The following is a 13,472-nucleotide window of genomic DNA, read 5'->3' as shown; positions in this document are numbered from 1 at the left end:
CGGGGCGCGTGCCGCGCGCCCGTACGGGCCGGGTCAGGCGGCGGCGCAGCGCGGACAGATGGCGCTGGAAAGGCGGCACAGATCGACGTGCAGCCGTGCGGCTCCGCAGCCGAACGCGCCGAGCAGTGCGGATGCGGAGCGACGCGTGGCGAGCGGAGCGAGCAGCAGCTTGCCCGGCCTCTTCTCGCTCACGTCGTGGTCAACCATGCGGTCATCGTATCGATTCCCGGTCCGGGTATTGGAACCGTGTCCCATGATGCGGACGATTGGTGTACACCAGGTGGGACGGCCTCAGGAGTAGGCCGCCACGACCTCGACCTCTTCCTCGGTGACCTCGCCGTCCACGATCCGGTAGGAGCGGAACTGGAAGGGCCCGGCGTCATCGGCATCGGCGGTCGATACCAGGACATAGTGCGTACCGGGCTCGTTCGCGTAGGAGATGTCGGTGCGCGAGGGGTAGGCCTCGGTGGCGGTGTGCGAGTGGTAGATGATCACGGGCTCCTCGTCCCGGTCGTCCATCTCGCGGTAGAGCCTGAGCAGGTCGGCGGAGTCGAATTCGTAGAACGTGGGCGACCGGGCGGCGTTCAGCATCGGGATGAACCGCTCGGGGCGGCCACTGCCCGCCGGGCCCGCGATCACGCCGCAGGCCTCGTCGGGGTGGTCCTGGCGGGCGTGCTCGACGATCTGGTCGAAGAGCGCCTTGGTGAGGGTCAGCATGGCGCCAAGAATAAACAGCGGGCCCGCACGTACCGAAGAGTGGTACACACGGGCCCGCATGCTGGACGACCGGGGGATTCGCCCCGTTCCGCCCGAAAGGCGCCTCAGTCCTTGGTGCCCTTGGCGGGGGCGTCCTGCGGCGTCGTGCCGGCCGTCAGGCCGTTCGCCGCGTCCCGCCGCTTGATGCAGAGGTAGCCGACGCCCAGGATGAGCGCCCACACGGGAGCCGCGTAGAGCGAGATCCGCGCGTCCGGGTCGACGCCCATCATCACGATCACCATGGCGATGAAGGCCAGCGCGAAGACCGAGGTGTAGGGGCTGCCGGGAGCCTTGAAGTCGGACTGCGGCAGCTCGCCGCGGTTCGCCTTGGCGCGGTAGCGCAGCTGCGAGGCCAGGATGACGATCCACGCCCACATACCGGAGATGGTGGCGAAGGAGACGACGTAGTTGAACGCCTCACCGGGCCACTGGTAGTTGATGTAGACGCCGAACAGCATCATCGCGACCGAGACGCCGGTGCCCCAGGTGGGCAGGCCGTTCTTGCTGAGCCTGGTGAAGACCTTCGGGCCCTGGCCGTTGAGCGCGAGGTCGCGCAGCATCCGGCCGGTGGAGTACATGCCGGAGTTGGCCGAGGAGAGCGCGGCGGTCAGCACGACGAAGTTGACGATGCCGGCGCCGGCGGGCAGGCCGATCTCCTGGAAGGCGCGGACGAACGGGCTGACGCCCGGCTCGAAGACCGTCCAGCTGACGACGGACAGGATGATGATCAGCGCACCGATGTAGAAGAGGCCGATCCGCCACGGCACGGTGTTGATCGCCTTGGGCAGGACCTTCTTGGGGTTGTTCGCCTCGCCCGCGGTGACGCCGACGAGCTCGACGGCCAGGAAGGCGAACATCACGATCTGCAGCGTCATCAGCGTGCCGCCGATGCCCTTGGGGAAGAAGCCGCCGTCGGACCACAGGTTGGTGAAGGAGGCGGTGTCACCGGCGTTGGAGAAACCGAGGGTGATCACGCCGAGGCCGATCAGGATCATGCCGATGATCGCGGTGACCTTGACCATCGAGAACCAGAATTCCAGCTCACCGAAGATCTTCACGGAGATCAGGTTGATACCGAAGAGTGCGCACGTGAAGACGAGCGCCGCGGCCCATTGCGGTATGCCCTTGTTCCAGTACTGCACGTACGTGGCGGCGGCGGTCACTTCGGTGATGCCGGTGACGACCCAGAACAGCCAGTACGTCCAGCCGGTCACAAAGCCGATGAACGGGCCGAGGAATTCGCGTCCGTACTCCGAGAAGGAGCCGGAAACGGGCCGGTACATGAGCAGCTCGCCCAGGGCCCGCATGATGAAGAAGATGACGAGACCGACGATGGCGTAGGCGAGGATGATGCTCGGCCCGGCCATCGAGATCGCCTTGCCGGCTCCGAGAAAGAGGCCGGTACCGATGGCGCCACCAATGGCGATCATCTGGATCTGACGGTTTCCCAGACCCCGCTGATAGCCCTCTTCGGGGGCCTTTTCAGCTGCCTCATTGCCGTCGTGTTGCTTGTCGACCTGCACAGAGGTCATGAGTGGTGCGCCTTTCTCCATTCCGACCCGGTCTGTCCGGATCGGGTCCCGATCCCCCCGGATGGAGTTCCTGCACGCCGACGGTCGGCCGGCACAGCGCTCCCGCGGCGACAGGGGTGGCGTCGCTCACGGCAGGTCGTGAACATGTATCACGGCGTCTCTGAGATCGCCTAGGGATGGCGCAAATCAAACCACGAGAAAAAGGGGACAAGGCCCTCGAAGTGCCGCAATTCACATGGCGGCGGTGATGCGATCGTTATCCGGATTTGAGCCTCCGCTGAGCGAACACTGCGGAAACATCCGGGGCACTACGCCCTGATTTCAGCCCATCAGGGACTCGACGAGAGTCTCCTGGAGCCCCCCGAGCCACAGATACGCCATCACCATCGGCTTGCGCGGATCGCTGTCCGGGAGCCGCAGCAGCTCGCCGCCGTCCTCTTCGTCGGTCACTTCAAGCCGTGTGCCGATGGCCAGCCTGAGGTCGTTGAGGGCACCCAGCCACTGACGGCACTCACGGGCGTCGAGGCGGAGCGTGGCGCTGTCACCGGCGGGCGCCAGGGTGTCCAGCGCACGGATCAGCGCCAGGGCGTCCTCGCGCTTGCGCGCCCGCAGGTCGTTCTCGGTGTACCGGCGGAATTCCGCGGAGGCGGCGCGCACGTCGTCGTCGGGGACGAGATCGGGCCCGCCGTAGGCGTCGGGGAAGAAGCGGGCCAGCACCGGGTCGGCGGGCGGCTCGCTGGGGCCGTCGTTGAAGACCGACGCCAGCAGGTCGTCGCCCTCGCGGCCGCCGGGCTCCTCGCCCGGACCGATCAGCTCCATCAGCTGGACGGCGAGGCTGCGCAGGATGGAGATCTCGACCTCGTCGAGGGGTACGGCGGCGCCGCCGCCGGGCTGCGGCTCGAAGTGCCCGGTCATCGGCGGTCCTGCTGGAGGGTCGCCCACAGGCCGTAGCCGTGCATGGCCTGCACGTCGCGTTCCATTTCCTCGCGGCTGCCGCTGGAGACCACCGCGCGTCCCTTGTGATGGACGTCGAGCATCAACTGGTGCGCCTTGTCCTTGGAGTAGCCGAAGTACGACTGGAACACGTACGAGACGTAGCTCATGAGGTTGACCGGGTCGTTGTGGACGATCGTGACCCACGGGACGTCGGGTTCGGCGACCTCGAAGGGGGCCTCGCTCGACTCGGGGCGCTCGGTCTCGACCGGGACACTGAGGGTGCAGCGATGCGGCCGGAGCGTGATCGTGGGTGACGGGTGGGCGCTCACAGGCCCCATGCTGCCACCCGGGGGCGGGCGACGCACAAATGCCCCTCGCGCGGGCCGCGTCGGCGAGCCGCCCACGGGGCTCGCGGGCGGTCTTTTGTCGCCCCCGGAGCACTATCGTCAAAGTGACGAGTAATGGGGGTAGCATCTCCCCCATGAACACAGCAGACCTGGGGCTGCCGGTGGCCGTGCCGTCGACTGCGCTCTTCACCGACCAGTACGAACTCACCATGCTGCAGGCCGCGTTGCGGTCCGGCACCGCGGAACGGCGCTCGGTCTTCGAGGTCTTCACCCGCCGGCTCCCCGAGGGCCGCCGCTACGGCGTGGTGGCCGGCACCGGCCGGGTGCTGGACGCGGTGGAGAACTTCCGCTTCGACGAGACGATCCTCGGCTTCCTGCGCGAGCGCGCCATCCTCGACGAGCCGACGCTGCGATGGCTGGCGGACTTCCGCTTCCGCGGCGACATCTGGGGCTACCCGGAGGGCGAGGTCTACTTCCCCGGCTCCCCGATCATGCGGGTCGAGGGCACCTTCGCCGAGGCGGTCCTGCTGGAGACGGTGATCCTCTCGATCCTCAACCACGACTCCGCGGTGGCGGCGGCCGCCTCCCGGATGTCGGTGGCGGCCGGCGACCGCCCGCTGATGGAGATGGGCGCCCGGCGCACCCACGAGCTCTCCGCGGTGGCCGCGTCCCGCGCCGCCTACGTCGGCGGCTTCCACACCACGTCCGACCTGGCGGCCGGCTTCCGCTACCACATCCCCACCGTCGGTACCAGCGCCCACGCCTTCACCCTGCTCCACGACACCGAGCGGGACGCCTTCACCGCGCAGGTCGACAGCCTCGGCAGCGGCACCACCCTGCTCGTGGACACCTTCGACGTCACCGAGGCGGTGCGCACCGCCGTCGAGGTCGCCGGACCCGGCCTCGGTGCCGTCCGGATCGACTCCGGCGATCTGCTGCTGATCGCCCACCGGGTGCGCCAGCAGCTGGACGAGCTGGGCGCCACCAAGACCAGGATCGTGGTCACCAGCGATCTGGACGAGTACGCCATCGCCTCGCTGGCCGCCGCGCCGGTGGACGCGTACGGCGTCGGCACCCAGCTGGTGACCGGCAGCGGGCACCCGACCTGCTCGATGGTCTACAAGCTGGTCGCCCGCGCCGACAGCGAGGAACCCGGAGCGCCGCTGCGGCCGGTCGCGAAGAAGTCGATGGGCGCCAAGACCTCGCTCGGCGGCCGCAAGTGGGCCGCGCGCCGGCTCGACGAGGACGGGGTGGCCGTGGCCGAGGTCATCGGCACCGGGCCGGTCCCGGCGGAGCTGGCCGACCAGCAGCTGTCGGTGCCGCTGGTGAGCGCCGGCGAGGTGGTGGCCCGCGAGCCGCTGGACGCCGCCCGCGACCGGCACATCGCCGCCCGCGCCCGGCTGCCGCTGTCGGCGACCCAGCTCTCCCGCGGCGAGCCCGTCCTGGCCACCGAGTACGTCTGACCCCTCGGCCGCGTCCGGTCCGGCGGCCCGGCCGGGCGGCGGGGCGCCGGGCCCCGGCCGGGGCGCGCCGGGCCCGGCATCCGCCGTGCTGCCGGGCTCCGGACCACTCCCGCAATCCCCCGCCAGTGGCTACCCTCGGTCACACCACCGCTCGCCGCGCCCCTCCCCCGATTCCCAGCCGGAAGGCACGCACCATGCACCGGGCTTTGATCGTCGTTGATGTGCAGAACGACTTCTGCGAGGGCGGCAGCCTCGCGGTGGCGGGAGGTGCGGATGTCGCGGCGGCCATCACCGATCTGATCGGCCAGGCGGCCGGCGGCTGCTACCGCCATGTCGTCGCCACCCGCGACCACCACATCGATCCCGGCGACCACTTCTCCGCCACCCCGGACTACGAGCACTCCTGGCCGGTGCACTGCGTGGCCGGCACGGAAGGCAGCGGCTTCCACCCCAATTTCGCCCCGGCGCTCGCCTCCGGCGCCATCGACGCGGTCTTCGACAAGGGCTCCCACACCGGCGCGTACAGCGGTTTCGAGGGCTCGGACGAGAACGGCGTCCCGCTCGCCGACTGGCTGCGCGCGCACCGCGTCAGCGAGGTCGACGTGGTCGGCATCGCCACCGACCACTGCGTGCGCGCCACCGCCCTGGACGCGGTCCGCGCCGGGCTGCGCACCCATGTCCTGCTGGACCTGACCGCCGGGGTGGCCGCGCACACCACCGAGCGGGCGCTGGAGGAGCTGCGGGCGGCCGGCGCCGAGCTGACCGGCAAGCCGGTGGTGCTCGGCGCCTGAGCCGCCCGCGGGGGCCGTCAGGCGGCCGAAGCGGGGCGCTCGTCGTCCCCGTCCGGGTCCTCCCCGCGGACCGGGAACGCCGCATTGCGCAGCAGCGCCCGTATCGGGTGCCAGGACTCGGTGTCGTCCTCCGGGGTCTCGCGCCAGACCAGGCCGTCGGGGTGGTGCAGTACGGCCGTGATCTCGTCGGGTGTGGGCGGCTCGGTGTTGCCGCGCAGGTAGACGGCCCGCAGCCCGAGGTTGCGCAGCCTGGTCAGGGCGCGCTGGCGGTTCACGGCGTGGACCAGGACCCGCACCCGGCAACCGCAGTCGTACAGGCCGCCCCGCGCCCCGTGGGGCGGTCTGGGCAGCGAGAGGGCGACCACCACGCTTCCGCCGGGAAGCCTGGTGAAACCGCCACCGGACATTCTCATATCTCCCCCCGTGAGACTTCGCGTCAACAAGGAACTGTAGAACGCATCTAAACGCGAATCGGCCGCCGCCCGCTAGGGGGCGACGGCCGAATAGCCTCTGACCTGCGATTTTACGTTTTACTTACCGGCGCGACCCACCCGGAGCGTCACCGTGGAGCCGTCCCGGGCCTCCTTGGTGATCTTGATCTGGGTGTTGGTGTCAGGAACGATCACACCACCCGTCGGGTTCGCCGTGTCGTAGTAGACGCCGTGCCGGTCGTCGAAGAGCGTCACGCCCGGCTTCGACTTGATCTTGACCGTCTTGCCGTCCTTGTGGAGGGTCAGCGCGTCCGTCCTGGCCCCGGTGAAGGTCGAGTCGTAGGACTGGAAGCGGTTGCGCATCAGCTTGCCGTCGGTCCACCGCTCGGCCTTGGGGTGCGCGTCGACCGGCAGGATCTGCCCGTGGCCCGGGTGCAGGCCGACGTTGTTGTCCGCCTGCGAGGTGTCCCACAGCCAGACCAGCACGCCGTTCTGGTACGGGAAGTGCTCCACCCAGTTCGGCTTGGCGGTGGTCCAGCCGAAGTTGTACGGGCCGACCTTGAGGGTCTTGTCGTACGACACGTACTGGCGGTTCTCGGCGATGTAGTACTGCGGGTAGTCCTTGGTGAAGGACGCGCCGATGCGCGAGAAGCCCTTGCTGGTCCAGCCGTTGTCGCCGCCCTCGGCGTTGTCGCTGAACAGCGCCTGGCCGTCGGCGGTGACGCCGATGCTGTCGGCCGCGAAGCCCTTCTGCGCCGCGCCGCCGTCGGTCTGGTAGCGGAAGCGGAGGTCGATCTTCTTGCCCGCGTAGGCGTCCAGCGGGTAGACGAGGTCCTGGTAGGCGGCCACGGTGCCGGTCAGGGCGGGCTTGTCGCTGCCGTCGCGCGGGATGGCCTTGCCGCCCGCGGTGCCGTCCAGGGCCGTCCAGTTGCTGCCGCCGTCGGTGGAGACCTCGGCGTAGAGGTAGTCGTAGTCCTTCTCGATGTCCCACCAGCCCTTGAGCGTCAGCGACGCCTTGGACTTGCCGGTGAGGTCCACCGGCCGGGTCAGGGTGTTCTTGAGGTCGTCACCCATGCCGCTCCACCACTGCTGGGAGCCTTCCGCGGGCTGCACGATCTCGGTCTTGACCGCCTTGGCGGGCAGTTCGACGACCACCGCCTGCTTGTTCTTGGTGTTGTACTCGGCGACGCCCAGCTTGTGGGTGGACTTCTTCGCGGCCTTCGCCTTGCCGTAGTTGAGCCAGCCCAGCTGCAGCTTGTCCCAGGCGCTCATGTCGCCGGGCAGGTCGCCGATGGAGTCCTTGCCGGTGCCGAGCCAGGAGCCGCCCGACATCAGCGACCAGAAGTCCACCGAGGACTCGCCGGTGCCGCTGGTGTCGTACTCGTCCGGCAGGCCCAGGTCGTGGCCGTACTCGTGGGCGAAGACGCCGAGGCCGCCGTTCTCCGGCTGCATGGTGTAGTCGCCGACCCAGATCCCCGTGTCGCCGATCTGGGTGCCGCCGGCCTTGTTGGCGGTGGGACCGGTCTTGCCGGCGTCGGTGCCGTACGCGTACCAGCGGTGCGCCCAGATCGCGTTGGTCTTCTGGACGCCGCCGCCCGCGGACTCGTCCTCGCCGGCGTGCACGATCTGGAAGTGGTCGATGTAGCCGTCGGGCTCGTTGAAGTTGCCGTCGCCGTCGTGGTCGTAGCGGTCCCACTGGTCGTACTTGGCGAGGTCGGCCTTGATCTGCGCGTCGGTGCGGCCCTTGGCCTTCTGGTCCTTGGCCCACTGGTTGACGCCGTCGCGGATCAGGTCCCAGGCGCTGGCGCAGTTGGTCTGGCCGCAGTAGTTGGAGCCGTAACGGGCCTCGTTCCAGTCGACCTTGACCCAGTCGGAGACCTCGCCCTGGACCGAGTAACGGCCCGAGGACTGCTTCTCGTAGTACTTGGCCAGCGACTGCTTCTTCTTGTCGTGCGAGAAGTAGAGGTCCTGGAAGTGCTTCTGGTTGAAGTCCTTCTGCCAGGCCGTGCTGTTGTCCGTGGCACGGTCCGGCTTGGCTATCTTGTTGTGCGCCGGGCCGGGGTCGCCGCCGTACTTCTTCACCGGCGGCTTGGGGCCGTCGCCGTCCGGGTCGTACATCGTGGTGTCGTCGACCTTGCTGCCGAAGTCCACGAGGACGGTGAAGATCTTGTCGGTCTTCTGCCGGGCGAGCTCGACGTACTTGCTCTTGCCGAGCTTGACGACCTTGGAGCCGCCCCGCTCGGTCGCCTTGGCGTCGCCGGAGATGACCTGCTGGAGGGCTTCCTTGCGCTGGGCTGCCTGCCGCTCGCTGAACGGGCCCTTGAGGTCGTGGTCCACGGTCCGCTCGGGGGCCGGGTCATGGCGCCTGGCAACGGGCGACGGTCCCTGAGCGTCGGCCGCGGCCACCCCCGAAGACAAAGCGGCCGCCCCGATCGCGGCAATCGCCGTGGCCAGGGCGGCCGATCTGAACACCGTTCTGTTGTCTCTCACTTGGCGCTGTCCTCCCCTTCGAACCGGTCACTGTTCGACGGCATTCGACCGGAAGTACGGGGAAAAAGACAGATCTTGACTTGGGCACGTCAGCGAAGTACGTTTCTCGGTCCGCGAGTTACGGGTATCGGACAGCGCGGCGGGCTGCCTCCGTGGCCCCTCGGGGCACCCCGCCGGGGCGGCATCGCGCCCTGCGTCACGCCCTGCTCGGGCACCGCGCGGCAAGATCACCCGGGGCGGGCGCCTCGCCGGGCAGAGGTCCGGCGTATATGCCCGCCGGGCATGCGCCCCTGCCCCCAGCAGCCATGACGGCCGAGGGCGCGCAAAGAGGGGGCGGCATCGTGCGCCCCCTGTGCTTCGGAACCGTGGGTTAGGTCACGCTTACTTGGCGTTCCGTCCGGGCAGTAACGACCGTAGGCTCGTGTGCCGGCGCGCCCTTGACCGAGACCCCCCTGCCGACCCTCCGAGGACGGATTCCGCCATGCCTCGTCCGACTGCCGCACAGCTCGTCTACGGTTCGGCCACCGTCTTTCTCTCCACCCTCGCGATGCTGCTGCTCTCGCAGACGCAGACCGGGGTCGGGGTCGCGGTCATCGCCATCGCCGGACTCGGGCTCGGGCTGCTGGTCGCCATGACGGCCCCGATGCCCGGGGTGCCGCGGGTGGTCCGCCGTCGTCTGGCGCGCGCCGAGGCGCCCGCCGCGGCCACGCCGCTGCGGGCCGTCCCCGCACCGGCCGAGCACGTCCGCCCCGTGGCGGGGCCCGGCCGCGCCCGCTGGAGCAGCCTCACCGGACCGGCCGCCGCCCCGGACGCCCGGATCGGCGAGCACTCACGCTGAGCCGGACCGGCGGGCCTCACTTCGCGGGGGCGCCGCCCGTCTCCGTGGACACCACCACGGTCTTCGCCGCCTTGTCGTGCAGACACTGGTGGTACGGCTGGTCCCAGGTACACCACAGGACGTTGACCAGCCAGAAGATGAAGCCGCAGCACGGCACGATCTCCGGCAGCGTGTAGACGGCCGCCCGGATCCAGGACGCCTGGGCCGTGGGGATCGAGCCGTTGGAGAGCATCGCCACCCGGATCTTCATCGCCATCTTGCCGAGGGTCTGGCCCCGGCTGGAGATCATCAGCCCCTCGTAGACGAGGTAGACCAGCATGGTCACGCCCGAGACCGTCGACTGCCGGCCGGCGTCCACGCTGTCGGTACTGAAGTAGTCCACCCCGCCGACGATCAGCGTCATGATCACCGAGACCGGCACCCCGATGATGATCGCGTCGATGATGCGCGCCACGAGCCGGCGGCCCCGGTTCGCCAGCGGCGGCATCCCGGCCAGCGGATCGGCCGGACCGGGCTGCCCGCCGTAGGGGTCGCCGGCGTACGGGCCGCTGCCGTACGGGGTCCCCGCGTAGGGCGGCGGGGTGCCACCGGGAGGCGGCGGGGTACCGCCCGGGGGCGGCGGAGTTCCGCCCGGAGGCGGCGGGGTACCGCCCGGAGGCGGCGGAGTTCCGCCCGGGGGCGGTCCGCCGGGAGGCGGGGTGCCGCCTTCACCGGCACCCGTACCGCCGCCGCCCGTGCCGTTGCCGCGCGGAGCGTGGTTGCGGGGGGCGCCGTTCTCGCGGGGCGAGCTGTTGCGCACCGCGCCGTCCGCCGGGGGCTCCTGCGGCATCTTCAGGAACGGGTCGTCCTCCGGCGGCTCACCGGGACCGGGGCGGGGCTGGTCGGTACTCATGGCCCGAGTCGACCCCTTGTCGCGGCCCGCCGCATCCGGCGAAGTCCGTTCGGGGGACGGATGTCCGCCCGCCGGGGACCCGGTGCGCCGCGGCGGCGGACGGCCACCGCGGCGGGACGCGGAACGGACGCGGGGGCGGACCGGGGACGGGCTCGGGGACGGCCGTCCGCCGTCCCCGCGAGGGTCCGTCAGCCCGCGGCGACGAACGTCCGCGCGGCCTTGTCGTGCCAGCACTGGCGCCACGGCCGGTCGACCACGCACCAGACGACGTTCACCACGCCGACGACGAGCACGCCGAGCACGCCGTAGACGAACCACCGCCGGAGCGCCGCGCCGAGGGGCGGGGTGTCATGGCTCTCGATGTCGAGGACCCGTACGCCGCACAGCTTCTTGCCCAGGGTGCGGCCCCACTTGAGGGTCGGCAGCACCTCGTAGAGCGCACCGCCGAGCAGCAGGACGGCCAGGATCGTGGCGAAGACCGGGATGGTGGTGCCGTCGATCAGATAGACCGTGACCTGGCGCCCGGACTGCTTGGCCGCCTCGACCTTGGCGTCGATGTGGTCCGTGACCGTGCTCCACATGGGGACGGCCACCGCGGCGGTGAGCCCGCCCAGCACCAGCGTGTCGATCAGCCGGGCCGCCAGCCTGCGGCCGAGGCCCGCCGGGTGGCCCTGCGCGGCCTGGGCGGCGGCGAAGAAGGCGTCGGCGGCGGCCGGCGGCTTCCAGGGGATGACGCCGTCGGAGTCGGCGCCCTGCGCCCCGGACGCGGCCGGTGCGGCCCCGCCCTGCGGCGGGAAGCCGGCCGCGGACGCGGACGCCTGCGGACCGGGGGTCTGCTGCGCGGGGCCCGGGGGCGCCTGGCGCTGCGGGGCCTGTTGCTGGGGTGCCGGGTTCTGCGGGGCCTGCTGCTGGGGTGCCGGGCTCGGGGTCTGCTGGGGCGCCGGGGTCTGCTGGGGCGCCGGGCGGCCCTGTTGCGGGGCGCCGACGGACGGCAGCGACTGCGGGGCGCCGTCGTCGGGCGCGGCGGACGGGGCGCGGCCGCCGCCGGCGACGCGGATCGCCATCGTCTCGCCGCCCTTGGCGGGTTTGCCGGCGTCGGGCCGTACCGCGCGGATGGCGGTGGTGCCCTGGTCGCCGGAGGGCGCGCCGCGGCGCGCCGCCGGGTTCACGGCACGGATGGCGACCGTCCCGTCGGTGGGTGTCTCCGGGCGTGCGGGGGCCTCGGCGGCCGGTGCCTCGGCGCCCTCCTCGCGCTGCGGCGGCACCGCGCCCCAGGCGGCGCCGCCCGACGGCGTGCCGGCGGGCGCCTGGTCCGGTGAACCCCAGGAGATCCGGCGGTCGTTCTCGCCGCCGTAGCCGCCCTGCCGGGAGGCGTCGGCCTGCCAGGAGGCGGCCGGTTCGGGGCCGGTGCCGTGCAGCCGGGCCGGGTCGTCCCAGCCGGTGGCGGGCCGGGGCTCGACCTCGCCGCCGCGGCGGACGGCCGGGAGGGCGGAGCCGCCGGCGGCCTCCTCCTCGTCGAAGAAGACCGGGCCGGTCTCCTCGACGGCGGGCGGGGCAGCGCCCGGCGGCGGCGCGGGCATCGCCTCCCCCTCGGCGGGGGCGGGCCGGCTGGTGCCCGGCACCCATGCGGCACCGTTCCAGTACCGGATGTAGCCGGGGATGGACGGGTCCGGGTAGAAGCCTGGCGTGGGGCTGCCGCCGGCGGATCCTGAGGTAGGGGCGCTCATGTCCGAAGTCCCGTATCTGTACTCGGCCTGGTGGGTGTGGGGTGCAGTCTGCCGCAACGCGGCGTCCACATCTATCAGACCCCGGGTCACGCCAGGCCCGTGCCCGCCCACGACCACCTGGAAGAGGCGCGGGAAAAAAGTTGTACGAAGTCGTGTAATGGTTCGGCGCCCGGCGCCTCTTCCACTGCGCGGGCCCGAACCGGGGGCCCGCGGGGAGCAAGGAAAGGCGGACGTCATGCACACCGTGGTGGAGCGAGAGTTGGAGCTGGGCCTGGTCCTGTCGCCGGAGCGGAGCGTTCCGGTGCCGGCCCGGCTGACGTACCGGACGGACGACCCCTACGCCGTCCATGTCACCTTCCACATCGGTTCCCACTCCCCCGTGCAGTGGACCTTCGCCCGCGAACTGCTCGTCGAGGGCGTCTTCCGGCCGTGCGGCGACGGCGACGTGCGGGTGTGGCCGACCAAGTCCGACGGCCGCAGCCTGGTCTGCATGGAGCTGGACTCGCCGGACGGCCGGGCGCTGCTGGAGGCACCGGCCGCCGCGGTCTCCGCCTGGCTGGAGCGCACCCTGCGGGTGGTCCCGCCGGGCTCCGAGCGGGGACACCTGGGCCTCGACGAAGGACTGAGCGACCTGCTCGCCATGGCGCCGACCGACGATCTGCTGCCGGGCGTCCCCCGCCCCTCGGACGAGACCCCCGAGCCCGGGGCGTAGGGGGTGGCGGACCGGTTTTCGAAGGGGCGGGCCGCAACGGAGAGGCCGGCGCCGCGCCGGCCGGACGGGGCGGCCCGCCCGGTGGAATGTTCCGCCGGGCCGCGCTGTTGGGCGCGGTATGAACGAGAGCTTCCGCGCACGGACGGGCCAGGACACCGCTGTCACGGCGTACGGCACCGGCCCGGTGGCGTACGGCGGGGGCCGGGAAGCGGACTACTACGAGCACGGCACCGCCGCCGAGCGCTGGGCGCGGGCGCAGCTGTTCTTCGAGGCGAAGGACTTCACGGCCGCGGCCCGGATCCTGCGCGGCCTGGTGGACGGGGACCCGCAACCGGTCGCACCCCGGCTGCTGCTGGCCCGCGCCTACTACCACTCCGCCCGGCTGGAGCGCGCCGAGGCCGAGTTGCGGGCCGTCCTGGAGCGCGACCCGGTCGAGTCGTACGCCCGCCTGATGCTCGGCCGCACCCTGGAGCGCCAGGGGCGGGCCGACGAGGGCGCGGGGCAGCTGCGGATCGCCGCGGCGCTGGGCGCGGACGGCGCCTGACCGGCGGGCGCGG

The 13,472-nt window shown here is 71.5% G+C and carries 14 protein-coding genes; 5 read left to right on the top strand and 9 right to left on the bottom strand.

The window, feature by feature from the left end:
- Positions 1-33: 33 nt before the first annotated feature.
- The 5 genes from AB0411_RS13860 to clpS form a co-directional block, all read right to left on the bottom strand.
- Positions 34-207: a putative leader peptide gene (locus AB0411_RS13860; RefSeq protein ID WP_366417509.1), complete on the bottom strand. Its 174-nt coding sequence runs from the start codon at positions 205-207 to the stop codon at positions 34-36.
- An 84-nt stretch (positions 208-291) separates the two neighbouring features.
- Positions 292-717, bottom strand: a complete 426-nt coding sequence (locus tag AB0411_RS13855) for a M67 family metallopeptidase (protein WP_366417508.1) — start codon at positions 715-717, stop codon at positions 292-294.
- 104 nt (positions 718-821) lie between these two features.
- Positions 822-2,288: an amino acid permease gene (locus tag AB0411_RS13850; RefSeq protein WP_366417507.1), complete on the bottom strand. Its 1,467-nt coding sequence runs from the start codon at positions 2,286-2,288 to the stop codon at positions 822-824.
- A 321-nt stretch (positions 2,289-2,609) separates the two neighbouring features.
- Complete coding sequence (locus AB0411_RS13845; protein ID WP_366417506.1) at positions 2,610-3,203, bottom strand: DUF2017 domain-containing protein; 594 nt, start codon at positions 3,201-3,203, stop codon at positions 2,610-2,612.
- Complete coding sequence (clpS, locus tag AB0411_RS13840) at positions 3,200-3,553, bottom strand: ATP-dependent Clp protease adapter ClpS (protein WP_403147612.1); 354 nt, start codon at positions 3,551-3,553, stop codon at positions 3,200-3,202. Before clpS ends, AB0411_RS13845 begins: the two co-directional genes overlap by 4 nt.
- Before the next feature lie 152 nt (positions 3,554-3,705).
- Here clpS and AB0411_RS13835 point away from each other — a divergent pair, with 152 nt between their 5' ends.
- Both AB0411_RS13835 and AB0411_RS13830 read left to right on the top strand, forming a co-directional pair.
- Positions 3,706-5,034, top strand: a complete 1,329-nt coding sequence (locus AB0411_RS13835; RefSeq protein WP_366417505.1) for a nicotinate phosphoribosyltransferase — start codon at positions 3,706-3,708, stop codon at positions 5,032-5,034.
- 194 nt (positions 5,035-5,228) lie between these two features.
- Entirely contained in the window at positions 5,229-5,825 is a 597-nt protein-coding gene (locus AB0411_RS13830) for an isochorismatase family protein (protein ID WP_366417503.1), read from the top strand.
- Positions 5,826-5,842: 17 nt separating this feature from the next.
- Here AB0411_RS13830 and AB0411_RS13825 read toward each other — a convergent pair whose 3' ends face one another.
- Entirely contained in the window at positions 5,843-6,232 is a 390-nt protein-coding gene (locus AB0411_RS13825) for a hypothetical protein (RefSeq protein WP_403147614.1), read from the bottom strand.
- Between the two features lie 123 nt (positions 6,233-6,355).
- Complete coding sequence (locus tag AB0411_RS13820) at positions 6,356-8,746, bottom strand: immune inhibitor A domain-containing protein (RefSeq protein ID WP_366417500.1); 2,391 nt, start codon at positions 8,744-8,746, stop codon at positions 6,356-6,358.
- 481 nt (positions 8,747-9,227) lie between these two features.
- Between AB0411_RS13820 and AB0411_RS13815 the strand changes: the two genes are divergently transcribed.
- Complete coding sequence (locus tag AB0411_RS13815; RefSeq protein ID WP_366417499.1) at positions 9,228-9,584, top strand: hypothetical protein; 357 nt, start codon at positions 9,228-9,230, stop codon at positions 9,582-9,584.
- Between the two features lie 16 nt (positions 9,585-9,600).
- Here AB0411_RS13815 and AB0411_RS13810 read toward each other — a convergent pair whose 3' ends face one another.
- Positions 9,601-10,476, bottom strand: a complete 876-nt coding sequence (locus tag AB0411_RS13810) for an RDD family protein (protein WP_366417498.1) — start codon at positions 10,474-10,476, stop codon at positions 9,601-9,603.
- Between the two features lie 188 nt (positions 10,477-10,664).
- Positions 10,665-12,203 (bottom strand): RDD family protein, encoded by a 1,539-nt coding sequence (locus AB0411_RS13805; protein ID WP_366417497.1) that lies wholly within the window; start codon positions 12,201-12,203, stop codon positions 10,665-10,667.
- A 235-nt stretch (positions 12,204-12,438) separates the two neighbouring features.
- On the opposite strand from AB0411_RS13805, the gene AB0411_RS13800 reads away from it, so the two are divergent.
- Complete coding sequence (locus AB0411_RS13800) at positions 12,439-12,915, top strand: SsgA family sporulation/cell division regulator (protein ID WP_366417496.1); 477 nt, start codon at positions 12,439-12,441, stop codon at positions 12,913-12,915.
- A gap of 118 nt (positions 12,916-13,033) precedes the next feature.
- Positions 13,034-13,459, top strand: a complete 426-nt coding sequence (locus AB0411_RS13795) for a tetratricopeptide repeat protein (RefSeq protein ID WP_366417495.1) — start codon at positions 13,034-13,036, stop codon at positions 13,457-13,459.
- Positions 13,460-13,472: the final 13 nt, after the last annotated feature.

Origin of the sequence: Streptomyces angustmyceticus (assembly GCF_040701845.1) — a bacterium.
Lineage (GTDB): Bacteria > Actinomycetota > Actinomycetes > Streptomycetales > Streptomycetaceae > Streptomyces > Streptomyces angustmyceticus_A.
The sequence above is the reverse complement of the archived record's forward strand: the minus strand, read 5'-3'. Positions and strand labels throughout refer to the sequence as shown.

Coding starts and splice junctions, on each gene's coding strand:
- AB0411_RS13860 (WP_366417509.1), bottom strand. CDS start 207: ATGGTTGACCACGACGTGAGCGAGAAGAGGCCGGGCAAGCTGCTGCTC.
- AB0411_RS13855 (WP_366417508.1), bottom strand. CDS start 717: ATGCTGACCCTCACCAAGGCGCTCTTCGACCAGATCGTCGAGCACGCC.
- AB0411_RS13850 (WP_366417507.1), bottom strand. CDS start 2,288: ATGACCTCTGTGCAGGTCGACAAGCAACACGACGGCAATGAGGCAGCT.
- AB0411_RS13845 (WP_366417506.1), bottom strand. CDS start 3,203: ATGACCGGGCACTTCGAGCCGCAGCCCGGCGGCGGCGCCGCCGTACCC.
- AB0411_RS13835 (WP_366417505.1), top strand. CDS start 3,706: ATGAACACAGCAGACCTGGGGCTGCCGGTGGCCGTGCCGTCGACTGCG.
- AB0411_RS13830 (WP_366417503.1), top strand. CDS start 5,229: ATGCACCGGGCTTTGATCGTCGTTGATGTGCAGAACGACTTCTGCGAG.
- AB0411_RS13825 (WP_403147614.1), bottom strand. CDS start 6,232: ATGTCCGGTGGCGGTTTCACCAGGCTTCCCGGCGGAAGCGTGGTGGTC.
- AB0411_RS13815 (WP_366417499.1), top strand. CDS start 9,228: ATGCCTCGTCCGACTGCCGCACAGCTCGTCTACGGTTCGGCCACCGTC.
- AB0411_RS13810 (WP_366417498.1), bottom strand. CDS start 10,476: ATGAGTACCGACCAGCCCCGCCCCGGTCCCGGTGAGCCGCCGGAGGAC.
- AB0411_RS13805 (WP_366417497.1), bottom strand. CDS start 12,203: ATGAGCGCCCCTACCTCAGGATCCGCCGGCGGCAGCCCCACGCCAGGC.
- AB0411_RS13800 (WP_366417496.1), top strand. CDS start 12,439: ATGCACACCGTGGTGGAGCGAGAGTTGGAGCTGGGCCTGGTCCTGTCG.
- AB0411_RS13795 (WP_366417495.1), top strand. CDS start 13,034: ATGAACGAGAGCTTCCGCGCACGGACGGGCCAGGACACCGCTGTCACG.